21 protein-coding genes, 3 tRNA genes and 2 pseudogenes are annotated in these 25162 nt (G+C 62.2%); 21 read left to right on the forward strand and 5 right to left on the reverse strand.

The window, feature by feature from the left end; genetic code table 11:
• Positions 1-2 precede the first annotated feature (2 nt).
• From KQH55_RS02835 to nagZ, 12 genes are all read left to right on the forward strand, one after another.
• A complete protein-coding gene (locus tag KQH55_RS02835) occupies positions 3-677 on the forward strand; it encodes a sigma-E factor negative regulatory protein (RefSeq protein ID WP_235090150.1) in 675 nt (224 codons plus the stop codon).
• A gap of 4 nt (positions 678-681) precedes the next feature.
• A complete protein-coding gene (locus tag KQH55_RS02840; protein WP_076797104.1) occupies positions 682-1728 on the forward strand; it encodes a MucB/RseB C-terminal domain-containing protein in 1047 nt (348 codons plus the stop codon).
• A 31-nt stretch (positions 1729-1759) separates the two neighbouring features.
• On the forward strand, positions 1760-3256 hold the full coding sequence (locus KQH55_RS02845; RefSeq protein WP_076797105.1) for a DegQ family serine endoprotease: 1497 nt from the start codon (positions 1760-1762) through the stop codon (positions 3254-3256).
• A 16-nt stretch (positions 3257-3272) separates the two neighbouring features.
• On the forward strand, positions 3273-3569 hold the full coding sequence (locus tag KQH55_RS02850; RefSeq protein WP_076785227.1) for a glutaredoxin family protein: 297 nt from the start codon (positions 3273-3275) through the stop codon (positions 3567-3569).
• Between the two features lie 99 nt (positions 3570-3668).
• The gene (gene lepA / locus KQH55_RS02855; protein ID WP_235090151.1) at positions 3669-5462 is read left to right on the forward strand and encodes a translation elongation factor 4; all 1794 of its coding nucleotides are present in this window, start codon (positions 3669-3671) and stop codon (positions 5460-5462) included.
• Between the two features lie 18 nt (positions 5463-5480).
• The gene (gene lepB / locus KQH55_RS02860; protein WP_076785225.1) at positions 5481-6392 is read left to right on the forward strand and encodes a signal peptidase I; all 912 of its coding nucleotides are present in this window, start codon (positions 5481-5483) and stop codon (positions 6390-6392) included.
• A gap of 50 nt (positions 6393-6442) precedes the next feature.
• On the forward strand, positions 6443-7600 hold the full coding sequence (gene rnc, locus KQH55_RS02865) for a ribonuclease III (RefSeq protein ID WP_235090152.1): 1158 nt from the start codon (positions 6443-6445) through the stop codon (positions 7598-7600).
• A 161-nt stretch (positions 7601-7761) separates the two neighbouring features.
• Entirely contained in the window at positions 7762-8625 is an 864-nt protein-coding gene (gene era / locus KQH55_RS02870; protein ID WP_139337134.1) for a GTPase Era, read from the forward strand.
• Positions 8612-9523, forward strand: a complete 912-nt coding sequence (gene recO, locus KQH55_RS02875) for a DNA repair protein RecO (protein ID WP_076785222.1) — start codon at positions 8612-8614, stop codon at positions 9521-9523. The genes era and recO overlap by 14 nt, the downstream gene beginning before the upstream one ends.
• The gene (pdxJ, locus tag KQH55_RS02880; protein WP_235090153.1) at positions 9520-10284 is read left to right on the forward strand and encodes a pyridoxine 5'-phosphate synthase; all 765 of its coding nucleotides are present in this window, start codon (positions 9520-9522) and stop codon (positions 10282-10284) included. Before recO ends, pdxJ begins: the two co-directional genes overlap by 4 nt.
• Positions 10281-10772 (forward strand): holo-ACP synthase, encoded by a 492-nt coding sequence (gene acpS / locus KQH55_RS02885; protein WP_235090154.1) that lies wholly within the window; start codon positions 10281-10283, stop codon positions 10770-10772. The genes pdxJ and acpS overlap by 4 nt, the downstream gene beginning before the upstream one ends.
• A gap of 29 nt (positions 10773-10801) precedes the next feature.
• A complete protein-coding gene (gene nagZ, locus KQH55_RS02890; protein WP_235090202.1) occupies positions 10802-11806 on the forward strand; it encodes a beta-N-acetylhexosaminidase in 1005 nt (334 codons plus the stop codon).
• Positions 11807-11821: 15 nt separating this feature from the next.
• Here nagZ and KQH55_RS02895 read toward each other — a convergent pair whose 3' ends face one another.
• The 3 genes from KQH55_RS02895 to earP form a co-directional block, all read right to left on the reverse strand.
• The gene (locus KQH55_RS02895) at positions 11822-13180 is read right to left on the reverse strand and encodes a sigma-54 dependent transcriptional regulator (RefSeq protein WP_076797111.1); all 1359 of its coding nucleotides are present in this window, start codon (positions 13178-13180) and stop codon (positions 11822-11824) included.
• A 285-nt stretch (positions 13181-13465) separates the two neighbouring features.
• Complete coding sequence (gene efp / locus KQH55_RS02900; RefSeq protein ID WP_076785219.1) at positions 13466-14023, reverse strand: elongation factor P; 558 nt, start codon at positions 14021-14023, stop codon at positions 13466-13468.
• A 97-nt stretch (positions 14024-14120) separates the two neighbouring features.
• Positions 14121-15332, reverse strand: a complete 1212-nt coding sequence (gene earP, locus KQH55_RS02905) for an elongation factor P maturation arginine rhamnosyltransferase EarP (RefSeq protein ID WP_235090155.1) — start codon at positions 15330-15332, stop codon at positions 14121-14123.
• 101 nt (positions 15333-15433) lie between these two features.
• On the opposite strand from earP, the gene uvrC reads away from it, so the two are divergent.
• From uvrC to KQH55_RS16790, 7 genes and pseudogenes are all read left to right on the forward strand, one after another.
• Entirely contained in the window at positions 15434-17539 is a 2106-nt protein-coding gene (uvrC, locus tag KQH55_RS02910; RefSeq protein WP_235090156.1) for an excinuclease ABC subunit UvrC, read from the forward strand.
• 98 nt (positions 17540-17637) lie between these two features.
• Positions 17638-18225, forward strand: a complete 588-nt coding sequence (pgsA, locus tag KQH55_RS02915) for a CDP-diacylglycerol--glycerol-3-phosphate 3-phosphatidyltransferase (protein ID WP_076787289.1) — start codon at positions 17638-17640, stop codon at positions 18223-18225.
• A 136-nt stretch (positions 18226-18361) separates the two neighbouring features.
• Positions 18362-18437: transfer RNA gene (locus KQH55_RS02920), tRNA-Gly, on the forward strand.
• Positions 18438-18459: 22 nt separating this feature from the next.
• Positions 18460-18535, forward strand: a tRNA-Gly gene (locus KQH55_RS02925).
• An 8-nt stretch (positions 18536-18543) separates the two neighbouring features.
• Positions 18544-18617: transfer RNA gene (locus tag KQH55_RS02930), tRNA-Cys, on the forward strand.
• Positions 18618-18876: 259 nt separating this feature from the next.
• Positions 18877-19158 (forward strand): annotated as a pseudogene (locus KQH55_RS02935) (GNAT family N-acetyltransferase); the annotation flags it as partial.
• Positions 19155-19577 (forward strand): annotated as a pseudogene (locus KQH55_RS16790) (MarR family transcriptional regulator). The pseudogenes KQH55_RS02935 and KQH55_RS16790, both read left to right, overlap by 4 nt.
• On the opposite strand, the gene KQH55_RS02945 reads toward KQH55_RS16790, so the two are convergent.
• The gene (locus tag KQH55_RS02945; RefSeq protein ID WP_235090157.1) at positions 19510-20139 is read right to left on the reverse strand and encodes an SCO family protein; all 630 of its coding nucleotides are present in this window, start codon (positions 20137-20139) and stop codon (positions 19510-19512) included. The pseudogene KQH55_RS16790 and the gene KQH55_RS02945 overlap by 68 nt on opposite strands.
• A 268-nt stretch (positions 20140-20407) precedes the next feature.
• On the opposite strand from KQH55_RS02945, the gene otsB reads away from it, so the two are divergent.
• A complete protein-coding gene (gene otsB, locus KQH55_RS02950) occupies positions 20408-21187 on the forward strand; it encodes a trehalose-phosphatase (protein WP_235090158.1) in 780 nt (259 codons plus the stop codon).
• 37 nt (positions 21188-21224) lie between these two features.
• Entirely contained in the window at positions 21225-22625 is a 1401-nt protein-coding gene (otsA, locus tag KQH55_RS02955) for an alpha,alpha-trehalose-phosphate synthase (UDP-forming) (protein ID WP_235090159.1), read from the forward strand.
• A gap of 146 nt (positions 22626-22771) precedes the next feature.
• Here the strand turns inward: otsA and KQH55_RS02960 are convergent, their stop codons facing one another.
• Positions 22772-24634 carry an ABC transporter ATP-binding protein gene (locus KQH55_RS02960; RefSeq protein WP_235090160.1) on the reverse strand — a complete coding sequence of 621 codons (1863 nt, stop codon included), beginning with the start codon at positions 24632-24634 and terminating at the stop codon, positions 22772-22774.
• Between the last annotated feature and the right edge of the window lie 528 nt (positions 24635-25162).

Consider the following 25162-nt stretch of genomic DNA (forward strand, 5'->3'; position numbering starts at 1 on the left):
TCATGGGGTCCGTTCCATTGCAAATGAACGAGTCGGCGAGCCACATTTCGGTTGCCGAGCGTATTTCCGCCGCGCTGGATGGTGAGTCGCTGGAAAGCGGCGGGCGCGCGGCGCGCGCGCGCGTGTCGCATAGGTTGGCCGAGTTCCTGTCGACGCTGGATGCCGACGGGCGGGCCCTGTGGATCGACTATCATCTGATTGGTGATGCACTACGCTCCGACGAGTTGGCCGAGGATGCCGCGAAGAGCGCAGCGTTCGTTGCCCGGTTTTCTGCGCGACTGGCCAATGAGCCGCACGTGTTGGCGCCGTCGGCATGGCGGACCAACATGCGGCGCACGCTGGCGTTACGGCGCCGCGTGTTGCCAGTGTTCGCGGTGGCCGCTGCCGCCGCGACGCTGAGTTGGGTGGTCGTGCCGCAACTGCAGGGCCTTGGCAGTGCAGGCACAACGGCACAAGTTGCTTTGGTCAGCGAGCCGGGTTCGGATGCAATGCAGCGCGTCGCATTGGCGTCCACGCCGGTGGATGGCAGCGTGCCGCAGGGCATCCAGGATGCGAGCATTGTTCGCGATGCGAATCTAGATCAATATCTGGCCGCGCACCAGCAGTTCGCGCAGCAGCCGATGGTCCAATCCGCCACACCTTTGATCCGTGCCGCCGCGGTTTCCGAGGGCCAATAAACTGATGCAGCTTCAGCGGTCAAAAACAATCGACGCACGGGGGCGGCTGCGGGGAACGATGTTCGTCGCAGCCGTATTCATTTCGCTGGTCTGCGCGGCCGTCCACGTTCAGTCGCGCACCGACGACTCGCTCGTCCCACGGCGCCAGGCGGCCACTTGGCTGAATCGGATCCACCAGGCAGCACAGCAGCAGAGCTACGAAGGGATTTTCGTCTACCAGCGCGGTTCGGCGGTGCAGTCATCCAGCATCGTGCATTTCGCGGATCATGGTGACGGCGAATATGAAAGGCTGGAAAGCTTGGACGGCAAGCCGCGCCGGATGCTGCGGCACAACGACGAGGTCTACACGTTCGTGCCCGAGCGCAAGCTGTGCGTGTTCGAGCATCGGCAGAGCAAGGATTCGTTCCCCGCGCTATTGTCTGCGAGCAGCGACCGCGTATTGAGTGTCTACGATCCGCAGCTGCTGGGGGCCGACCGTGTCGCCGGACTTGACGCGACCGTGATCGAATTGCGTCCGAAGGACGCACTGCGCTACACGTACAAGTTATGGGCCGACCAGAAGACCGGCCTGCTGTTGCGCGAGCAGACGCTGGACAGCGACGGGCAGGTGCTCGAGCAGGTTGCCTTTTCACAGGTCCGGCTCGGCGTGACGGCGGACCGCAACGCGATTGCCCAGGCCGTGCGCAACGCATCCGGTTGCGTGCGTCCCCCGGTGGAGCCGGTCAACATGGAAGCAGCGGGCTGGCAACTGCCGAATCAGATTCCCGGGTTTCGCAAGGTACGGGAACTGCGCCGGCCGATGGCTGCGCGCGATCCGTCGTCGTCGCCCATTGCCGTGGATCAGGCGGTGTTTTCTGATGGGCTTTGTGCGATCTCGATTTTCGTTGAGCCATTCGAGCGCAATTCCCGCAAGGAAGGCTCGGGTGCGAGCGGAGCCACGCACATCCTGGTCAAGCGTCATGGTGATTATTGGATCACCGCGTTGGGCGAAGTACCGATGACGACGCTGCAACAGTTCACTTCTGCCATAGAATATAAGGCTCCTCGATAGTTCGCGCGGTCTCTTTCTTTTTATCGACAATATGAGTATCCATCCGGTGCGCAGATTCCTGCTCGCGGCCGCCATGGCCATCTGTATCCCGTTGGTGTCCCCGTGCGCAGCCGCGGCGCCAGCCGCCGCCAGCCTGCCCGATTTCACGGACCTGGTCGACAAGGTCGGCCCAGCGGTCGTCAATATCCGCACGGCGACGCATGCGCAGCAACAGGGCGCGACGGGCTTGCCCCCCGGGCTGGATGACGGCGACATGTCCGAGTTCTTCCGGCGCTTCTTCGGTATTCCGTTGCCACAGCAGCCAGGCAAGCCGAACCCGCCGCGCGGAGGGGGCGGGGGCGGCGATTCAGATCCGTCGGACTCGGAGCAGAGCAGCGGCGTGGGCTCTGGCTTTATCCTGTCGGCCGACGGCTATGTGATGACTAATGCGCATGTGGTGGATGACGCGGACACGATTTATGTGACGCTGACCGACAAACGCGAATTCAAGGCAAAGTTGATCGGCGTGGACGAGCGCACCGACGTGGCGCTCGTGAAGATCAATGCGGCGAGCTTGCCGACGGTGACGATCGGCGATTCGAACAAGGTCCGGGTCGGGGAATGGGTCGTGGCGATCGGCTCCCCCTTCGGGCTGGACAACACGGTCACGGCCGGCATCGTCAGCGCGAAGGGGCGTGATACCGGCGACTATTTGCCGTTCATCCAAACCGACGTCGCAGTCAATCCCGGCAATTCGGGCGGGCCGTTAATCAACATGCAGGGCGAGGTCATTGGCATTAACTCGCAAATCTATAGCCGTACCGGCGGTTTTATGGGGATCTCGTTTGCCATCCCGATCGACGAGGCAATGCGCGTCGCAGACCAACTCAAGGTCAACGGGCGGGTTGTGCGGGGCCGGATCGCGGTGGCGATCGGCGAAGTGACCAAGGACGTGTCGGACTCGCTGGGTCTGCCTAAGGCGCAAGGCGCGCTGGTGTCCAGCGTCGAGGCGGACGGCCCGGCCGACAAGGCCGGCGTGCAGCCGGGGGACATCATCCTGAAGTTCAATGGACGCAATGTGGACACGGCGACAGACCTGCCGCGGATGGTGGGCGAAACCAAGCCCGGTACCCAGGCGACGCTGACGATCTGGCGCAAGGGCCAAACGAAGGATTTGTCGGTCGTCGTGGCCGAGATGCAGCCGGACAAGACGGCGAAGGCGCAAACTAGCCGCCGCGCGCCGCCGCGCGAGCGTGCATCGAACCAGCTTGGGCTGGCGGTTAGCGACCTGTCGCCGGAGCAGCTTAAATCGATGAATCTGAAAGGCGGCGTGCAGGTCGAGGGCGTGCACGGTCCAGCGGCCCGCGCAGGGTTGCAGCGGGGCGACATCATCTTGCGAATCGGCGATACTGACGTCTCGAATACGAAACAATTCGAGTCGCTCGTGCAGCAACTCGATCCGCAAAAGGCCGCGGCGTTGCTGGTGCGCCGCGGTGATAACACGCAGTTCGTCCCGGTCAGGCCGCGGCCCACGCCGGCGCAGAAGTAATGCGGGCTGACGCTCGATGATGGCGCACGGCTTGCACCGCCTGCCCCGCCTGACGCTGTACGGCCGCGCATGGTGTCATCTGTGCGACGACATGCGGGCGCAGCTCGATGCGATGTGGCCCAGCACGAGCGGCATCGCCGTCGAGGTGGTCGACATCGACGCGGATCCGGTGCTACAAGCGCAGTATGACGAGGCAGTACCCGTGCTGCTGTTAGACGGCGTCGAGTTGTGCCGTCACCGGCTCGACCCTGTGCGCGTCGCGCGGGCGCTGGCGAGCTTCGATGCGGGGCGATGGCCCGCGGGTCCAGCCTGATCGGATGCGTTTTCCGCTAAAATGCGCGGATTCTTGACTTTATCGCAAGGCGTGCTCCGCTTTTGTCCGAGCGCGCCTTTTTCGCTTGATCGACATTGAATGGATCATATTCGTAATTTTTCGATCATCGCGCACATCGATCACGGTAAATCGACGCTTGCTGACCGCATTATCCAGCTGTGCGGTGGCCTGTCGGACCGCGAAATGGAAGCGCAAGTGCTCGACTCGATGGATTTGGAGCGCGAGCGCGGCATCACGATCAAGGCGCAGACCGCCGCGTTGACGTACCGGGCGCGGGATGGTCGTGTTTATAACTTGAACCTGATCGACACACCGGGCCACGTCGACTTTTCCTATGAGGTGAGCCGTTCGTTATCCGCCTGCGAGGGTGCACTGCTGGTCGTCGATGCGAGCCAGGGGGTCGAAGCGCAGACCGTCGCAAACTGCTATACCGCGATCGAGTTGGGTGTCGAGGTCGTGCCGGTGCTCAACAAGATCGATTTGCCCGCGGCGAACCCGGACAACGCGATGGCCGAAATCGAAGATGTGATCGGCATTGACGCCACGGACGCAGTGCAGTGCAGCGCGAAGACGGGTCTGGGCGTGCAGGACGTGCTCGAGGCGCTGATCGCCAAGGTGCCGCCGCCTCGCGGCGACGCGCAGGCGCCGCTGCAGGCGCTGGTCATCGACTCGTGGTTCGACAATTACGTCGGCGTCGTGATGCTGGTGCGCATCATCAATGGCGCGTTGCGCCCGAAAGACAAGATCAGGATGATGGCGACCGGTGCGCAGCATCCGGTCGAGCACGTGGGCGTGTTCACACCGAAGTCGCAAAACCGTGACGTCTTGTGCGCGGGCGAAGTCGGGTTCGTGATCGCGGGCATCAAGGAATTGACGGCCGCGAAGGTTGGCGACACGATCACCCATTTGGCAAAGCCGGCGGCTGAACCGTTGCCGGGCTTCAAGGAAGTCAAGCCGCAGGTGTTCGCCGGGCTGTATCCGGTCGAGGCCAACCAGTACGATGCGTTGCGCGAGTCGCTTGAGAAACTCAAGCTCAACGATGCGTCGCTGCAATACGAACCCGAGGTCTCGCAGGCGCTGGGCTTCGGCTTTCGCTGTGGCTTCCTAGGCTTGCTGCACATGGAAATCGTGCAGGAGCGGCTCGAGCGCGAATTCAACATGGATTTGATCACGACGGCGCCGACCGTCGTGTACCAGGTGCTGATGCAGGACGGCTCGATGGTGATGGTCGAGAACCCGGCGAAGATGCCTGAGCCATCCAAGATCGCCGAGATCCGTGAGCCGATCGTGACGGTGAACCTGTATATGCCACAGGACTATGTCGGCGCGGTGATCACGCTATGCACGAGCAAGCGCGGCAATCAGGTCAACATGACCTACCACGGTCGCCAGGTGCAACTTACCTATGAGATACCGATGGCTGAGATCGTGCTGGACTTCTTCGATCGGCTCAAGTCCGTATCGCGCGGCTACGCGTCGATGGACTATGAGTTCAAGGAATATCGGGCATCGGATGTGGTCAAGGTCGATATGCTGATCAACGGCGACAAAGTCGATGCACTGTCGGTGATTGTGCATCGATCGCAGTCGCAGTATCGCGGTCGCGAGGTAGCCGCGAAGATGCGCGAAATCATCCCCCGGCAGATGTACGATGTTGCGATCCAGGCGGCCGTCGGCGCGCACATCATTGCGCGCGAGAACATTAAGGCGCTGCGCAAGAACGTGCTGGCTAAATGCTATGGTGGCGACATCACGCGCAAGAAGAAACTGCTCGAAAAGCAAAAAGAAGGCAAGAAGCGGATGAAGCAGGTCGGCAGCGTCGAGATTCCTCAAGAGGCATTTCTCGCTATTCTCAAAGTCGAAGACAAATAACCGAAAAACGGAATCTCCATGAATTTTGCGCTGATCCTCTTTATCCTGGTCGTGTTGACCGGCATTGCATGGGTAGCGGACAAGCTGGTTTTTCTTCCTCAGCGCCGGCGGGCCGCGGATGCCGCCGCGCACGCGTTCGATCAGCAGCAACAGCGCATGGATGAGCGCTTTCGCGACGAAAATGCCGCCCGCACACGGGCAAGGCTGCGCGAAGAACGGCTGCGCCAGCCGTGGTGGCTCGAGTATTCGGCGAGCTTCTTTCCGGTGATCCTGCTAGTCTTCGTGCTGCGTTCATTCATCGTCGAGCCGTTCAAGATTCCGTCCGGCTCGATGGTGCCCACGCTGCTTGTCGGCGACTTCATCCTGGTCAACAAGTACGATTACGGGATCCGCTTGCCGATCATCGATAAGAAGATCATCTCGAATCGAGACCCACAGCGCGGCGACGTCATTGTATTTCGCTATCCGAAGGACGAGTCGGTCGATTACATCAAGCGCGTTGTCGGCGTGCCGGGCGACGTGGTCGCGTACCAGGACAAGCGCCTGATGATCAATGGCGAGGTGGTGCTTAAAACGCCGCTGTCGGATTATCTGGATGAGGACCGGCTGTCGATGGGGCAGCCAGCCAAATACGTCAAGCAGTACAGCGAGACGCTCGGGGGCAAGCGCCATGCGTTGCTCAATGATCCGGCCGTGCCGCCGTTCGTGATTGGCGCAGACGATTATCCCTATCGCGACAATTGCCACTACAACGACCGCGGTGTGATTTGCAAGGTGCCGCCGGGCCACTATTTCGTGATGGGCGACAACCGGGACAATAGTGCCGACAGCCGCTACTGGGGCTTTGTGTCTGACCGCAACCTGGTCGGCCGTGCGTTCTTCATCTGGCTGAATTTCTCGAACCTGAAGCGGATCGGCTCGTTCGAATGACGCCTGAGCGTTGCTCGGCTCAGGCTGCGGCACGCGTTATACTTCTATCCATGTCTTTGTCACCGCTGGAAAGCCGGCTGCACTACGAATTTCGCAATGCGGAATTGTTGCGGCAGGCGATGACTCACCGCAGCCACAGTGCCACGCATAACGAGCGGCTCGAATTCCTTGGCGATTCGGTCCTCAACTGCGTGGTGGCGGCCCTTTTGTTCCAACGTTTTGGCAAACTCGATGAAGGCGACCTATCCCGCGTGCGGGCAAACTTGGTCAAGCAACAGTCGCTATACGAAATTGCCCAGGCGCTGAATATTGCAGAGGCGTTGCGGCTCGGCGAGGGGGAATTGCGCAGCGGCGGCTTCCGACGGCCGTCGATCTTGGCTGACACGTTTGAGGCAGTGCTCGGTGCGATCTTCCTGGATGGGGGATTCGACGCGGCGCAAACGGTGATCAAACGACTCTATGTCCCCATTTTGGATCATATCGATCCGCGCACGCTGGGCAAGGATGCCAAGACGCTGTTGCAGGAGTATTTGCAGGGCCACAAGATCGCATTGCCGAGCTACGCGGTGATTGCGACCACGGGCGCCGCCCACAATCAGCAGTTCGAGGTCGAGTGCACGGTGCCGAAGCTCGAGGTCAAGGTGTTTGGCACCGGTGCCAGTCGGCGCGCGGCCGAGCAGGCTGCCGCAAAAAAGGCGCTTGAAGAAGTGATGGCGGTGGCGCCGCAGTTGCTCGGCAAGCCGAAGCGATCGAAGAGCGCGGCACGCGCCGCCAAGCGCGAATCTGAGGGCGCACCGTCGCATGGCACCGGAGTGCAGGGCGCGCTCGATTTACGCCTCAAGTTGGACCGCAAGGCCGAGCAGCTGGGCCGCGCCGAGCGCGCCGCGCATCCCGCCGAGCGGGCGATGCAGCCGATGGAGCGGGGAGGCAATCACCATGAGCGCGTGAGCAGCGCGCCGTCGTCAAATGGTGTGCCGAGCGCCGTCGCGATGATGCGTGCCGCGCATGCTGATCATTCGGTCGAGCGGGCGCCACGTCAGGCCGACAAGGGGGCTGCAGCGTCCGATGCGCCATTGGCCAAGGCGGCGGCAGCGATTGCCACCGCCACCGTGGTTGCTGATGTGCCGGCCGGCCCCGGAAAGGCGCTCGATGAGCCCCGCGATACGGCGCCTCATTCGACGCCGCGCAAGGCCGATGCCGGCGCGTGACCGCGACCGTGCCAAGGCGGCCTGTCGCAGCATGACCTGCCGCGCTTTACTCTTTGAACCCGACAGCCGAGGTCGGGCGCTACGCGCCCACGTCAGCGGTATTTCCTGCAGGTCCGCTTGCCATGAATTCGACTCTTGAACAAACCGGTTTCCGTTGCGGCATGATCGCGATCGTTGGGCGCCCCAATGTCGGCAAGTCGACGCTGATGAACGCTCTCGTTGGGCAAAAGGTCAGCATCACGTCACGCAAGGCGCAAACCACGCGGCACCGGATCACCGGTATCCGGACGTTGGGCGATGCACAATTCATCTTTGTCGACACGCCCGGCTTCCAAACCCGGCACGGCTCGGCGCTGAACCGTTCGCTGAACCGCGCGGTCACCTCGACGTTGACCTCGGTGGACGTCGTGCTGTTCGTGGTCGAGGCAGGCCGTTACGGGCCGGACGATCAACGAGTGCTGGAGTTGATCCCGCCGTCGGTGCCGACGGTGCTGATCGCCAATAAGGTCGACAAGCTTTCGGACAAGAGCGCATTGCTGCCATTTTTGAAAAGCACAGCGGCGCTGCGCGCGTTCCGTGACGTCGTACCGATGAGCGCGAAGCAGCCGGACGACATCACGCGGTTGTTGAAGATCTTGCGGCCGTCATTGCCGCTCGGTGAGCCGATCTATGGCGAGGACGAGCTGACCGACCGCAGCGAGCGATTCTTGGCGGCCGAGATCTTGCGGGAGAAAGTATTCCGCTGGACCGGAGACGAGTTGCCCTACACGAGTACGGTACTGATCGATAAGTTCGAGCAGGAAGGCCGCCTGCGGCGGGTCTTCGCAACGATTCTCGTCGATCGTGACAACCACAAGGCGATGATCATTGGGCAGAAGGGCGCGAAGCTGAAGCAGATTAGCACCGAGGCGCGCATCGACATGGAAAAGCTCTTCGATGGTCCGGTTTATTTGGAGACGTTCGTGAAGGTCAAGAGCGGCTGGGCGGACAACGAGGCGGGATTGCGCGCCTATGGGTACGAATGACGTCTGGCTGGGTCATCCAGATCATGCCAGGCAACCCGACGCCGGCGCAGCACCCGAAAGGGTGCCCGACGGCGTGCCGCCGGGCGCGTCGGATGCGTCGGGCAATGTAGCGCAGTCCGCGCCAGATTACGCTGCATCGACCCGCCGCCGCGCCGCCGCGCCGCGCTCGAGCCCCCGTATCGATGAGCAGCCGGGCTTCGTGTTGCACGCCTACCCGTATCGTGAGACGAGCCTGATTATCGACGTGTTCACGCGCACGCACGGCCGTCTCGCGCTCGTCGCGAAGGGGGCAAAGCGGCCGCATTCGGCGCTGCGCGGCGTGCTGCAGACGTTTCAGCCGCTCGCGCTGTCATGGACCGGTAAGTCCGAAATGCGGACGCTGACTAAGGCTGAATGGGTCGGCGGAATGCGTCCGCTCGCTGGCGATGCACTGCTGTGTGGCTTTTACGTCAATGAATTGCTCGTCAGGTTCTGTGCACGGGAGGATTCGCATACCGCGTTGTTCGACCATTACTTGTTGACGTTGACGCGGCTCGCGCATGACGAACCGGCGGTGCAGGTATTGCGCTCGTTCGAGCGCGTCTTACTGCGTGAGACCGGCTATGCTATGTCGCTTGATCGGACCGTAACGAGGCAGAATGTTGTGGCCGGACGCTCGTATGTGTTCGACCCCGAGCGGGGCGTATGCGACGTCGAAATGCTTGACGGGGCTCAGGCGGATGCGTTGCACGGGCCGGTCATTGCCGGGCAAACGCTGCTCGACATGGAGCGCGACGACTATTCGCGTGCGCAGACCGTCGCGCAGAGCAAGACCCTGATGCGTTTTTTGCTGAATACTTATCTTGGTGGCGCGCCGCTTGCGACGCGCCAGATCTTGATCGACTTGCAAAACCTATGAACATCTTCTCGTCGCCAATGCCTGTCATCGAGCTGGGGGTCAACATCGACCATGTTGCCACGTTACGCAACGTGCGTGGTACGGCGTATCCTGACCCACTGCGCGCGGCGCTGCAAGCTGAGGCTGCCGGCGCCGACGCGATCACGCTGCATCTGCGTGAGGACCGCCGCCATATCGTCGACGCCGACGTGCGCGCGTTGCGGCCGTTGCTTAAGACCCGAATGAACCTGGAGTGCGCGTTGACGCAGGAAATGCTCGACATCGCCTGTGACGTGCGCCCACACGACGTTTGCCTGGTACCGGAAAAGCGCGCCGAGCTGACCACCGAAGGCGGATTGGACGTGGTCACGCACTTCGACGCGGTCAAGGCGGCGAGTCGGCAACTGGCCGATGCGGGCGCGCGCGTATCGCTGTTCATCGACGCCGAGCCGGAGCAGATCCGGGCGGCTCACGAAAGCGGCGCGCCGGTGATTGAGCTACATACCGGACGCTACGCCGACGCGGATGACGACGCCCGGCAGTCACAGGAATTCGAGCGGATTGCCGCGGGTGTCGACCTGGGACGGTCGCTGGGCCTGAAAGTCAATGCCGGTCACGGCCTGCACTATACCAACGTACAGCGCATTGCCGCGCTCGATGGTATTGCCGAGCTGAACATCGGCCATGCCATCGTCGCGCATGCCATTTTTGCGGGATGGGACAATGCCGTGCGGGAGATGAAGGCAATCATCGTCGCGTCGCGCGTCGGCGCGCGTGCATGAGCACCGGGGCCGCGCCGATGGTGCACCGCGCCGTCTATGGGATCGGCACGGACATCGTGCAAGTTAGCCGCATCGCCGCCGTGATGGAGCGTACCGGCGGCCGCTTTGCCGAAAAAATCCTCGGTCCGCAGGAACTCGCGGTCTATCGCGTGCGCGCGGCACGCTCGGAAGGGCGCGGCGTGGCGTTCTTGGCCGCGCGCTTTAGCGCGAAGGAGGCGCTCTCTAAAGCGATCGGGCTCGGCATGCATTGGCCGATGACGTGGCGCGCGGTACAGACGCTCAACGAGAAAAGCGGCAAGCCGGTGATCGTCGCGACCGGTGAGCTGGCCCGGTGGATGACCGAGCGCGGACTCAGCGCACGCGTATCCGTCAGCGACGAACGCGATTATGCGGTGTCGTTCGTCATCGCCGAAGTCGATGCGTCAATGGATGGCTCCGGTGCCGGGTTGATGGACCGGCACGCGACTGACCTCAGGAACCCGAGTTGAACAACCGCAAACGCAAATATGGTCCGGTGATGCTCGACGTCGCCGGCACTTCGTTGAGTCGTGACGATGCCCGTCGGATCGCCGATCCGCTGACCGGCGGCGTGATTTTGTTCGCCCGCAATTATGCGAGCCGCGCGCAACTGCTCGAGCTGACTGGCGCAATCCGCGATGTGCGCGACGATGTGATCATTGCGGTGGACCAGGAGGGCGGGCGCGTGCAGCGTTTCCGGGGTGATGGGTTCACGTCGCTGCCGCCGATGCGTGCCCTGGGCGCGTTATGGAACGACGATGCGCTCGCGGCAATCCGAGTGGCCACGGCGATCGGCTATGTGATGGCATCGGAGTTGCACGCGAGCGGTGTCGACTTGAGCTTTGCGCCGGTGCTCGACCTAGACTACGGGCGTTCGAAGGCGATCGGCGATCGTGCGTTCCACCCGGATCCGCGCGTCGTCGCGCTGTTGGCTAAAAGCGTCGCGCATGGCTTGGCGCTGGCTGGGATGGCAGCCTGCGGTAAGCATTTTCCGGGGCACGGCTACGTGGAGGCGGATTCGCATGTCGAGGCGCCTGTTGACACCCGAGCGCTCGACGAGATTCTCGCCTGCGATGTGCAGCCGTATCAATGGCTCGGGCTGTCGCTGGCCGCGGTGATGCCGGCCCACGTCGTCTATCCGGCCGTCGATGCTCGGCCGGCCGGTTTCTCGTCCGTATGGTTGCAGCAGATCCTGCGCGGTAGGCTTGGTTTCAATGGCGTGATCTTCAGCGACGATTTGTCGATGCAGGCGGCGCGTCAGGCCGGGACCACCGCCGAGGCCGCGCATGCGGCGCTCGATGCTGGATGCGACATGGTGCTCGTGTGCAATCGTCCCGAGGACGCCGACAATGTGCTGCAGCGCCTGCGCGCGCGCGACATCGATACCGCGTCTCGGCGTCGCATCAAGCGGCTCGCACCGCGCGGTGACGCGCCGAAGTGGAGCGAGCTGATGTGCCAGCCCGACTATTGCCAAGCGCGCAAGCTGATCGACAGCCTACGGTGAACGGGGCGGACCGGTTTAGGTCACCTTCATTCGCTGAAGCTTGTTGTACAGTGTCTTGGGACTGATGCCAAGCAGTGTCGCTGCACGATGCCGGGTGCCACCCACCGCATCGAGCGTGGCACGGATCAGCATCTCCTCGACATCGGCAAGCGGCGTGCCGACCGCGATCTGCACCTGGTGGTTCGACCGCGAACGGCTAGTGCGGCCGCCTTCGTTGTCCGGCGACAAGCTTTCGATCATGTCCTCGGATGCCTGATGTGAGCGCTCGATCACGTCGCGCAATTCGCGCACATTGCCTGGCCACTCGTATTCGATCAGCTCGCGCACGCACAGCGGGCTGAGCCGCTTGACCGAATCGTGGCGTTGATTCAGCACGTCGACGAAATAAGTGGCCAGCAGTTCGATGTCCTCGCCGCGCTCGCGCAGCGGCGGCAATGTCAGTGGTGCCACGTTCAACCGTTGCAGCAGGTCGGTGCGCAGCGTGCCGCGGGCCAGCGCCTGCTGCGGCGATTCGACGGTGGCCGCCACCACCCGGAAGTCGGCGCTCAGATCGGTGGTGCCGCCCATCCGGCGAAACGTGCGTGCCCCCAGCGCTCGTGCGAGTGCCTCCTGCTGCGCGGCCGGCAGTAGATCGACACGGTCGATAAACAGCGTGCCGCCGGCTGCCCGCTCCAGCACGCCGGCTCCGCTCGTTTCCGCTCCATCAAATGCGCCGCGCTGGTGACCAAATAGCATGCTTTCCCACGGCTCAGCGCCTGCGTGACTGGCCGCCGCGCCGTCCAGCTTCACCAGCGGGCCTTTCTTGCGACGGCTCATCTCGTGCAGCGTTCGCGCAGCGATCTCCTTGCCGGTTCCCGGCTCGCCAACAATCAGCACTGCTGCCTCCGTCGGCGCGATACGCTCGATCGTGTCATAGACCTGTTGCATTGCCGCACCGCGACCGATCATTGAACCAAAGCGGCCGACGCGCCGCAATGCCGCACGCAGGTTCTGGACTTCCTCGGTAAGCTCGTATGGGCGCGGAATGCGTGCCAGCAGGCTGCGCAATCGCGGGATATTGACCGGCTTGAGTAGATAGTCCCAAATGCCGTGGCGCAGCCCTTCAATCGCGCTTTCCACCGTCGCATTACCGGTCATCACGATGACCGGCGTCACGCCGTCCGGCTGTGACGGCAGAGAATGCAGCACGTCCAGCCCGCTGCCGTCGGGTAGGTTCAAGTCGACCAGTACCACATCGGGAATGAACCGCTGCAACGCGGCGCGCGCTTCTGCGAGCGTGGCTGCAGTGTCGACGGAAAAACCATCGGTACTCAGGATGGCCGACAACCCTGACAGGCTGTTAGGGTCATCTTCAACGATCAGGGCGTGTGGCATAGCGCGACGAGGGATTATCTGCGGCAAATTTTTGAGCGCTGCGTTGGCGGTTCGGGGTGAGCATGCTTCGTGCCAATTCGTCGTACTTTACCAATCAACGCGTTGCCGTAACAGGGTGAGCTGCGCATGTTCCCAATGCGGCAAATTTTTCCTGTTTGGCGCGTAAATTTTTCTACCGCCGTGCAGCAGTGTCGCGTCGCGTTGGCTCCCGTAACTCCCCCGTAAACAAAAAAGCGCTCCAGTCGGAGCGCTTGCGTTGTGGCATTGAGAACGTTCGAGGCGCTGTTACGCGCGGCTACGGTACTCGTGTGTACGCGTGTCAATCTCGATCTTGTCGCCGATGTTGCAGAATAGCGGCACTTGCAATTCGAAGCCGGTAGCCAGCTTGGCATTCTTGAGTACCTTACCGGACGACGTATCGCCCTTGACCGCAGGTTCCGTATAGACGATTTCGCGCACTAGCGTGGTCGGCAACTCGACTGAGATCGCCTTGTCGTTGTAGAACACCACTTCGCACGCCATGCCGTCCTCGAGATAGTGCAACGCATCGCCCATCATCTCGCTTTCGACCTCGTACTGGTTGTAGTCCGCATCCATAAAAACATACATCGGATCAGCGAAGTACGAATAGGTGACCTCTTTGCGGTCGAGCACGACCACGTCGAACTTGTCATCGGCCTTATACACCGACTCGTTGCCCGCGCCGGTCAATAGGTTCTTCAGCTTCAGCTTGACGACCGCGGCGTTGCGGCCCGACTTGTTGTACTCGGTTTTCTGTACAACCATGGGATCGTTGCCGATCATTATGACGTTGCCCGTACGCAGTTCTTGAGCGGTCTTCATAACACTGTCCTGTCCGATAAATGGGTATGGCGAATGGCTGACGGCACGCCCCCACATTGGGCAGTCCGGCAGGCAAGCCTAAGCTCTTGAAAACCCATTATTTTAACGTATTTTGGGCAAATGCGGCCAGATGCCCGGCTAGATCACCAACAGCGGCCAGCTCGTCCGCCCATGCGTGTGCACGTGCCGCAAACGCTTCCCGGTGCTGGATGAAATCGTGCCAATCGGGCAGGCCATGCATTGGATTGCCGTTCCATGCGTGCCAGAAGCGCGTCAATGCGTCGCGCGCGCGCGGCTCCAGTGCCGAGCCGATATGCGCGAGGGCCGCGTCCAGCTTCGGCAGATGCGCATCATCCGCCTGTGGATAGATGTGCCAGACGAACGGCTTGCGTGCCCATTGTGCGCGCACGAACGAATCCTCGCCACGCACGAAGTTGATATCGGCGCTCCACAACAGTCGGTCGTAGCCGCGCTGGTCGGTGAACGGCAACGCATGCGCGCTCAGCGCGCCTGCGCTCGCGCTGGTGCCCGCCGCGAATGCGCGCGGTCCTGCGCGATGACCGAAAAACCGCGCTACGGAGCTGGAGACCCGCCCCTGTGGAACCAATAGCACCAACGGATCCGGCGCATCACGCCATTGCTCGAGCAGCGCGTCGAGAGCGGGATTCTCGTAGGAGAATAGCGATACGACCGTGGCGGCCGGATCGGGCTGCGGCAGCCCGAGCGCCGCCCACCAGCCCGCCCGTTCGGCCGCCGATTCGACGAACGCGCGGCGCTGCGAGTCCAGGTCTTGCTCGCGAAGCACGCCACCAGTGTGGGCGTCGAGGCCGGGGAAGAAGAACGTCTTGGTCAGTGCATGGCGGGGATGAGGCGACGCGCGCAAGTGAAAGTCCGCCACCCAGTCTTCCGACGACAGGTATTCAAGGTTGATCCAGGCTACCCGCGATGAGCGTTGCGCCATCGCAGCAACGTATGACGCTGGCAGATCGCAGGCGAATGCCTCGATGACGACATCGGCGATGTTCAGTGCCGCCGCGCCAGGCCCAGCGAACTGGGATTCATGCCAATGTTCGATGGCGACACCGGCCAGCACTTGCCGCTCACACTCGATATCCAACCCAGGCGCCAGACGCGCGAGCGTGGTCAACTCATCGATGAACAGACGCACTTGCCAGCCGTATTCATTCGCCAACTGCCGGGCCAGCCGCCAGCAGACGCCGGCGTCGCCGAAATTGTCGATTACCGTGCAGAAAATGTCGCATGTGAGCGGCGCACGCGCGCCGGCAAGCAGGGCGGGGCAGGAGGACATGGGACGCGCGCGACGCGCAGGCCGCTTGGCGAATGATCTAAACTGCTTATTTTAAAGCACAGATCCCGTGCGCCGCACGGGACTGACCCGGTATTGGCTACATGACTGAACCGTCTGCTCCTCCGACCGTTGCCGAGCCCGACGCGGATTTTGATCCTAAGCGTGTCATTGCGCAGCTGCCGCACCTGCCCGGCGTGTATCGCTATTACGATGTACAAGGCGCCGTGCTGTACGTGGGCAAGGCGCGCGACTTGAAAAAGCGTGTATCGAGCTATTTCACGAAGACGCTGGTCTCGCCGCGCATCGCGTTAATGGTCCAGCGCATCGCGCGCATCGAAACCACGGTGACGCGCTCCGAAACAGAGGCATTGCTGCTGGAGAACAACCTGATCAAGGCGTTGACGCCACGCTACAACATCCTGTTTCGCGACGATAAGTCGTATCCGTACCTGAAGCTCACTGGGCATCGCTTCCCGCGCATCACGTCCTATCGCGGCGCCGTCGACAAGCATAACCAGTATTTTGGCCCGTTTCCAAGTGGCTGGGCGGTGCGCGAAAGCATCCAGATCCTGCAGCGCGTATTCCAATTGCGGACCTGCGAGGACTCGGTCTTTAACAACCGTACCCGTCCCTGCCTGTTGCATCAGATCGGCCGGTGCACTGCGCCTTGCGTTGGCGCAATCAGTGACGAAGACTATGCGCGTGATGTGACCAACGCGGCGCGCTTTCTGCAGGGGCGTCAGCGCGAGGTAATGAAGGAACTGGAGGACAAGATGCATGGTTACGCGGCCGAGTTGAAATTCGAACAGGCGGCCGCGGTACGCAACCAGATGAGTTCGCTGTCCAAGGTGCTGCAACAGCAGGCGATCGAGGTTGGCACCGAGCGTGGCAGCGGCGATGCCGACATCCTGGCGGTGGTCGCACAAGGAGGGCGCGTATGCGTGAACCTAGCCATGGTGCGGGGCGGCCGCCATCTCGGCGACAAGGCTTACTTCCCGTCCCACGTCGAGACCGCGTTGGCCACGCCGGACGAACTGCCGGAAGCCGGCAATGGGTCGGAAGTGACGACGGTCGCCATCCCGACACCCCGCGCTGAGGCAGCTGCCGATGTCCTGTCAGTGGACCGTGACACCCAGAAGGCGGCGCGGGATGACATCGAGGCAGCGGTGCTGGATGCGTTCATCGCACAGCACTATATCGGCCACCCGGTGCCGCCAGTGATTATCGTCAGTCATGCGCCGGCCACGCGTGAGTTGGTCGACGTGCTGGCGCAGCAGTGCGGGCACAAGGTCACGCTGATCCGCCAGCCGCAAGGCCAGAAGCGGGCATGGTTATCGATGGCCGAGCAGAATGCACGACTCGCGCTCGCCCGACTGCTGTCCGAGCAGGGTTCCCAGCAGGCCCGCACGCACGCGCTTGCTCAGGTACTGTCGATTGACCTGGAGGACTTGTCACCGTTGCGTATCGAGTGTTTCGACATCTCGCACACGATGGGCGAGGCCACCCAGGCCTCCTGTGTCGTCTATCACCATCATAAGATGCAATCCGCCGAGTACCGGCGCTACAACATCACGGGGATCACGCCGGGCGATGACTACGCCGCCATGCGGCAGGTGCTCACGCGGCGCTATGAGAAGATCGTATCGCAGTTGGCCGGCGCATCATCGGCTTCGCCGGCCGACGTGCAAACGGCTGGCGGCGCCGCGCCCGCCCGTGACGCGCAACCCACGGCGCAGGCGGGCGCGGTCGCGGGTGCTGGCGTGCTGCCGCATATCGTGCTGATCGACGGCGGCAAGGGACAAGTGGAGATCGCCCGTCAGGTTTTCACGGAACTGGGACTGGACGCCAGCATGCTGGTCGGGGTCGCGAAAGGTGAGGGTCGCAAGGTCGGTCTTGAGACCCTGGTCTTCGCGGACGGGCGGGCGCCGCTCGAGTTGGGCAAGGAGAGCGCCGCGCTGATGCTGGTCGCGCAAATTCGCGACGAGGCGCACCGCTTTGCCATCACCGGGATGCGGGCCAAGCGCGCCAAGGCGCGTCACAGCTCGCGTCTGGAGGAACTCGAGGGGGTGGGGGCGAAGCGACGGCAGCGATTGCTCGCGCGCTTTGGCGGGCTGCGTGGCGTGATGTCTGCCAGCATCGATGAATTGGCCAGTGTCGAAGGCGTGTCGCGCACGCTGGCCGAGCAGATCTACCGTCAATTGCACTGAGCATGGTGGCCGGCGCGCGCGAGCTGCTTGCTTGTGACGCGCCGGATCACGCGGCACAATGGCAATTGTGCGCAACCTTTCATCACCAGTTCGCTTCGATGCCTTTCAATTTACCGATTTTCCTGACGTGGCTACGGATCGTGCTGATCCCGTTAATCGTTGGCGTGTACTATCTGCCGGACACGATGTTGGTCGCGCAGGACAAGAACGAAGCGGCTGCGGCCATCTTCATCCTGGCGGCGTTGACCGACTGGTTCGACGGATTTCTTGCGCGCAAGCTAAACCAGACCTCGGCATTCGGCGCCTTTCTCGACCCGGTCGCGGACAAACTGATGGTGACCGCCGCATTGCTGGTGCTGGTGCACTTGATGCGGCTCGATTCGGCCATTGCGCTGGTGATCGTGGGCCGTGAGATCACGATTTCTGCGCTACGTGAATGGATGGCGCAGATCGGCGCATCCAAAAGCGTCGCTGTCAATTCGCTGGGCAAGTTCAAGACCGCGTGCCAGATGATCGCGATTCCGATGCTGCTGTATTACGCGCCGATTGGCGTGCCGGGGCAGTTCGCGATCAACACGCGCGTTGTGGGCGAGTGGCTGATCTATTTGGCGGCCGTGCTGACGATCTGGTCGATGCTCTATTACATGAAGCTGGCCTGGCCGCAGATCCGCGATCGGGCCACATGATAGGGTGGAGCGGAGCGGGCATCCGTGCTGATGGCACGGATATTTTATCGGCCTCTATCCTTGACACTGCGCGCCACTTTCAGCATAATCTCGAACTCTGCTGAACACGCCAACGCGTGAACGGCGACAGCATCGTGCGGGAGTAGCTCAGTTGGTAGAGCGCAACCTTGCCAAGGTTGAGGTCGCGAGTTCGAGACTCGTCTCCCGCTCCACGACGCACAGTAGTTGATGCTTGCGGGAGTAGCTCAGTTGGTAGAGCGCAACCTTGCCAAGGTTGAGGTCGCGAGTTCGAGACTCGTCTCCCGCTCCAGGTGCCATGGCGCGATAGCAAAGCGGTTATGCAGCGGCCTGCAAAGCCGTTTAGGCCGGTTCGACTCCGGCTCGCGCCTCCAGACAACCCCCCTAGTTTTCAAGGGGGTTTTTTGTTTGTGCCACAGCCGCGCGAGCCTGTTTAAGGTTGCCGTCCTCGAGTTCGTCAATAAGTGCGTTCGCATAGAGTCCTCCATTGAGATCGGTTTGGGGACATGTACGACTCATGCACGCTGGGACGGACGGATGAAATGATCAAATGGAGTTTCCGGCACTTCGTCGAGTTGAGCGCGGCTGACGTCTACGACATGTTAGACGTGCGCAGCGAGGTCGAGTCATCCACTCGCGGGTTACCTCCGGGTGCTGTCCGCCGCGCAGCACGATGATTGCGCCGATTGTGTCATCGGCCGCGTGCTGACGTCGCCGCGCCATCGCGGCAATGGGTTGGGCCGTGCGTTAATGGCCCATGCGCTTGACCAGATCGGCTCGCGCTGGCCCAACACGGCTGTGCGACTGCATGCACAGGCACACCTGCAGCGCTTCTATGTTGGGTTCGGGTTTAAGCCGATCTCCGACGAGCATGATGACGATGGCATTGCGCACGTCTGGATGCGCCGCCCCTGACCGATGACTGCCTTCGCATCAACAAGAACGCCGCTACAAGCGCTGTCCTGACCAAACAGGATTTTGAAGCGTTGTCCGAGTTCCGTGACCAGGTGCGGCGGTTCCAGCGTTTCTCGGAAAACGCTGCGCAAAGTGAAGGCATTACGCCACTGCAATACCTGCTGCTGCATGTCGAGGGTTTCCCGGGTCGCGAGTAGGCAACCATCGGCGAGTTGGCCGAGCGGCTGCAAGCCCAGCCGCATGGCGTGGTGGCGTTGGTCACGCGCTGTGAGGCGTTGGAATGGGTCAAGCGCGTGCTGCTTCATCTTGCGTCGCTGCGTCGCGCGAACACAGCTCAACGATGGGGCTGCGTCAGGGCGTTTGCTCAATCAGACGCTTCAAGTCATCGGCGATCATGTCTGCGGAGTCGGATGCGGTAGCGAGCAGACGCGCGCGGCCGGTACGATCGAACACATAGATCGCCGAGCTGTGTGTGACCTCGTAATTTCCGTTGCCGTCGGGTTTCTCGGTCTGATACGCGACGCGATAGCGTCGCGCTAGATTAGCAATCTGTTTTTCGGAGCCGCTCAGTCCGACCACGTGCTGCGGATCGAACGCCTGCACATAGGTATGCAATGTCTGCGGCGTGTCTCGGTGAGGATCGACCGAAATGAATAGAATGCGCACGTCGCGGGCATCGTTGCCCAGTTGCTCGAGAACCTGCATTAGCCGGGCCATGGTCTCTGGGCATACATCCGGACAATGCGTGTAGCCGAAAAAGACTAGCGTAGTCTTGCCGGCGAACGACGCGCCGGACACGGTCTGCCCATTGTCCGCCTGCAGCGAAAAGCCGAGATCCGGCAGGTGGCCAGAGACGTTGGTCAGTTTCCACTGGCCGTCATCCCGCATGCACGCCGACAATGTAACCGATAAGCCGACGCACGCGGCGAGCACGGCGTGGCGCAGCACCGATTGACGGCGGGGCGCGCGCGGAATTCGCATACGCGATCGAGGCAACGGGATGGACATCGGAAAATGGAACAGGGGTAAGGCTTGGCGCGGAGCGTATCGACGCATCCACCGAATAAGATACTGTAGCGCATTTCGTTGCGCACGGCGACTCATGCACAGCGGTGGGGCAATATGCCGCGTGTTGCCGTTGCGGTAAGATGCCACGACAATAGGGTCGGACGATGCAGCAACATACATGATGCGCGTCGAGGGTTCATCGTCCTGTGCCGCCGTCTCTTTAATCCAAACTATCCGTTCGATGCAACGCTTATCCGATTCATTGGCTGCACTGTCTCGCGTCAACCCGCTCGATGCAGCATTTTTCTTCGATTTCGACGGCACGCTGGTTGAATTGGCCGGGGCGCCGGATCGTGTGGTCGTTGAGCCGGTGCTGATCCAGTTGCTGGATGGGCTGCGGCAAGCGTCGCATGGCGCGCTCGCGGTGGTGTCCGGGCGCGGCATCGACAGCATTGACACGCTGCTCGCGTCGGACGCACTGGCAAACCTGCCCATCGCGGGGTTGCATGGCGCGGAGCGGCGCGATGCGAATGGCGACGTGCTGCGTGTGGGGTTCAATGATCCACGACTCGCGCACATCGGACGGGAGCTCGAGCGCGTAGTCAGTGACAATCCCGGCATGCTGCTCGAGATCAAGGGCGCGGCGCTGGCGCTGCACTATCGGAATGCGCCGGATCGAGAGCGGGTGGCACGACGCGAGACCGAACGGTTGTGCGTTGAATACAGCGACGCGTATGTGCTGCAGCCCGGCAAGATGGTGTATGAAATCAAGCCGAAGCATGTCGACAAGGGGCGGGCGATCGCGGCATTCCTCGACGAGCCACCGTTCGTGGGTCGCGTGCCGGTTTTTGCCGGTGATGACCTGACGGATGAAAAGGGCTTCGACGTGGTCAATGCGCGCGGCGGCGTATCGATCAAGATTGGTGACGGCAATACGCGGGCCGGCACCAGACTCCCTTCTGTCGCCGCGTTCCGCGATTGGCTCGCAACGCTGATTAGCGCGCGGCCGCCGCACGCATGAACTGCCGGATGCACGGCGACGACCTGTACGGTGCCGCATGAGCCGGTTAATTATCGTGTCGAACCGAGTTGCGCCGATTTCCGAGGGGGGGCCTGCCGCCGGCGGATTGGCGATCGGCGTCTATGACGCGCTAAAAGAGACCGGCGGCATGTGGTTCGGCTGGAGCGGCGACACGCAGTCCGGCCCAATCAGGCCGATCAAGCTCGACGAGCGTGGCCCGGTGACCTTTGCGACGATCGCGCTGTCCCGGCGCGACTACGAGCAATACTACCGCGGCTTTTCGAACGCGGTGCTGTGGCCGACGTTCCACTATCGCTGCGACCTTGCTCATTTTGAGCGGCAGGAGTTTGACGGCTACTGTCGAGTCAACCAATGGCTGGCGGATCAGTTGGTGCCGCTGATCCGGCCCAATGATGTGATCTGGGTCCACGACTATCATCTGATTCCGTTTGCCGAGGCACTGCGTGCGCGGCACGTGGCAAACCGTATCGGCTTCTTCCTTCACATTCCGTTCCCGCCCGCGCAGTTGCTGTTGACCGTCCCGCCGCATGAGGAACTGATGCGGGCGCTGTGTTGCTTCGATCTGATTGGTTTTCAGACTGAAGGGGATCTGCGCGCATTCGTCGACTACATCGAGCATGAGGCACATGGGCAGGTCGAACGCCGCATCGACGCCAGGGTATGCAGCGTGCGGGCGTATGATCGCACGGTGCGCGCCGGCGCCTATCCGATCGGTGTTTACCCGGACGAGATCGCGCAGTTGGCCGCGGCCGGCGAGAGCGCTAGCTATGTGCGTAATCTGAAGGCAACGCTGCACGAGCGGCAACTGATCATGGCCGTGGACCGGCTGGACTATTCGAAAGGGCTGGTGGAGCGGTTCCGTGCGTTCGAGAAGCTGCTCGAGACGACGCCTGCGCGCCGCAACCAGGTGTCATTCGTGCAGATCGCGCCACCGACCCGCGCTGACATGAATGCGTACCAGGACATCCGGCTGCAGCTAGAGGCGGAAGCGGGCCGGATCAACGGACGTTTCGCCGAATTGGATTGGGCGCCGATCCGCTATATTCATCGGCAGTACGAACGACAGGTGCTGGCCGCGTTGTTCCGGATATCTGATGTCGGCTACGTGACGCCGCTGCGCGACGGCATGAATCTGGTGGCTAAGGAGTATGTGTCCGCGCAGGATCCGGATGATCCAGGCGTTTTGGTGCTGTCACGCTTTGCCGGCGCCGCGCAGGAACTGCACGGTGCGTTGATCGTCAATCCTGCCGATCTCGCGGACATGGCTGAGGCATTGGATCGCGCGCTGAGCATGCCGCTGGCTGAACGGCGGCAGCGTCACGCGGATATGATGACGCAGTTGCGTGAGAATAACGTGTCTGTGTGGCGTGATCACTTCCTCGGCGACCTGCGCTTGCCGGCGCCGGGCGGAGGCTGATAGCGAGCGCGCCGTCAAAGAGGGGGGCAGCGACGCACACGCGGCGGCGTACACCAGCGACGCCCACACGCAGCGGTGGGTTGACTGCGCGGGCCGGGCCCTGCCAGAGATGCGCCAGTCTCGTTGCCAAGGACGCGCCAGCTTCGTTAAGCGTGCTCGACGAGTCGCAATTCGTGGTCATGGACCGCTGCGCGCCCCGATTGCTTGATCAATAGGTCTCGATACGGGCCGGGTCGGTTCTTCAGCTCGTCCGGCGTGCCATCGTCGATGACCTTGCCCGCGCTCATCACGATGATGCGGTCAAAGTTCTGCAGTGTCGAGAGCCGGTGCGCGATCGCCACCACGGTGCGGCCCCGCATCAGCCGGTCCAGCGCCTGCTGGATTGCTTCCTCAGAGGCGCTATCCAGTGCGGACGTTGCTTCGTCCAGCAGCAGAATCGGGGCGTCTTTCAGGATGGCGCGTGCAATCGCGATGCGTTGACGCTGTCCACCGGAGAGCTTGACGCCACGGTCGCCGACGATTGTCTCGAACCCCTCCGGCATCGCCTCGATGAAGTCCGTGCAGCGGGCTTCGCGCGCTGCGGCGAGCACTTCCTCGCGAGACGCATCGGGCCGGCCATAGGCGATATTCTCATACACGGTTCGATGGAACAGCGAAATATCCTGCGGCACCAGCGCAATGGCACTGCGCAAGCTGTCCTGTGTGATGCGTGAGATGTCCTGTCCGTCGATCCGGATCACGCCGCCCTGCGGCTCGTAGAAGCGCTGCAGTAGCGCCAGTACGGTGGACTTGCCGGCGCCAGACTTGCCCACCAGCCCGACTCGCTGACCCGGTTCGATATGCAATTCGAAACGATCGAGAATCGGGCGGCGTCGCGGATACGCGAACGTGACCTGCTCGAAATCGACGCGCCCCCCATTCGTGCTTAGCTCGATGGCGTCGTTGCGGTCGGGCATGTCATGCGGCTCGAGCAGCGTCTGTACGGCTTCGGACAGCCTCGCCACGTGTTGCGTGACATCCACCAGCGCGACCGCGAGGTCCCGCGTGCCGTGCAGGATCGTGAAGCCCAGCGAGCTTACCAGCACGATGTCGCCGGGGGTTGCCTGCCCGCGCGTCCATAACCACAGTGTCCAACCGAGCAGCCCGGCCGAGAGCAGTGCCGTGATTACCGCGTGCAACAGCCGTAGCTTCTCCAGGTACAGCAGGCTTTGCTGGCGTGCGGTCATCTCGGCGCGCACGGTCATGCCGAAGCGCCGCTGCTCGCGCAGCGTCATGCCGAAAGCGCGCACCAGCGCCATATTGCCGATCACGTCGACCAGTTCGCCGTCCACTGACGCGGCGCGCGTCGCGAAGGCCTGGTGACGCGCGCTGCCGCGTTGAGCCAGCTTGAACAATACGATCGCCAGAATGGCGGAGGCTACCAGCAGTGTGCTGGCCATCAGAGGGTTGACCGCGAAGCTCATCACGATCGCACCGCATACGGCGATACAAGGCGGCAGCACATTCCACGCCATCATGTTCTCGGCCGTGTAGACGGCATTAGACGTGGCCGTGATGCGGCTGGCTAGCATCCCCGGCTGTTTCTCGGCGAAATAGGTCGGCGAATGGCCGCTCAGATAGCGGAACAGGTCCTTGCGCAAGTCGCCTGTGACGACGACGAACGTATGCGCGGCGATCCAGCCGCCGACCCGCCATAGTAGGTTGTCGGCGGCAATCAAGCCGACCAGCAGCCCGAACGCGCCCCATAGCTCGAGCGGGTGATGGCGGCCGTGGCTGAGCACATCGATCAAATGCTTGATCGCATACTGCGACGCAAGCGCGCAGCCGACTGCTGCGAGTACGCTTGCCAGTACGGTGGCATGTGCGACCGGATGATGCCGGATGTAGCGAAACAGGAACGCCAGTGGCCGATGGGCGTAGCTCGCCAGCCGCGTATTGCGCGCATTGCGTTCGGCCGTGGTTAGGCGCTCGATCTGGTCGGGGTAAAGCGTCGAATCGGTGTTTGCCATGGCGAGTGCGGTGGCCTTGAACAGTGGTGACCTTGGCAGACGGACTGCCAAAGACGGGATTGTAAACGCGCCGGGAACGGTTCAGCCGGGCGATGTGCGAATCGGCAGGCCAGGGCACGTATGGCGATGGACCCAGACGGCAGCCGATCGGGCGTGGCAAGCAAACGACATCCCATGTCCGTAGGTGAGTGTATTTTAAGATACAATGACACGTCAGCCTGCGATCAGTGACAGCGCGTTATATTGCGTTGCGTTAACTCGCGCAGCCCGATCTCCGGCCCGCGTTGCCAGCCCTGTACACAATCTAAAACAGCCTTTTAAAACAAGACTTAGCAAAGTGTATCAATACTGTAACAAGGTAAAGACTTTGAAAGGCAGGCCTGGATTTGTGCTATGCGGCATCGATAATCGAGTCCGGCTCAACCCCTAGGCAGCTTTGCCGAACAGTCAACGGCTTGACGTTTTGAGCGTTTATGGCTTGCACACCGTCGGAAGGCGATGGCATTGAGCGCGGCAGACGGATCAAAC

This window comes from Mycetohabitans sp. B3 (assembly GCF_021498065.1).
GTDB lineage: Bacteria > Pseudomonadota > Gammaproteobacteria > Burkholderiales > Burkholderiaceae > Mycetohabitans.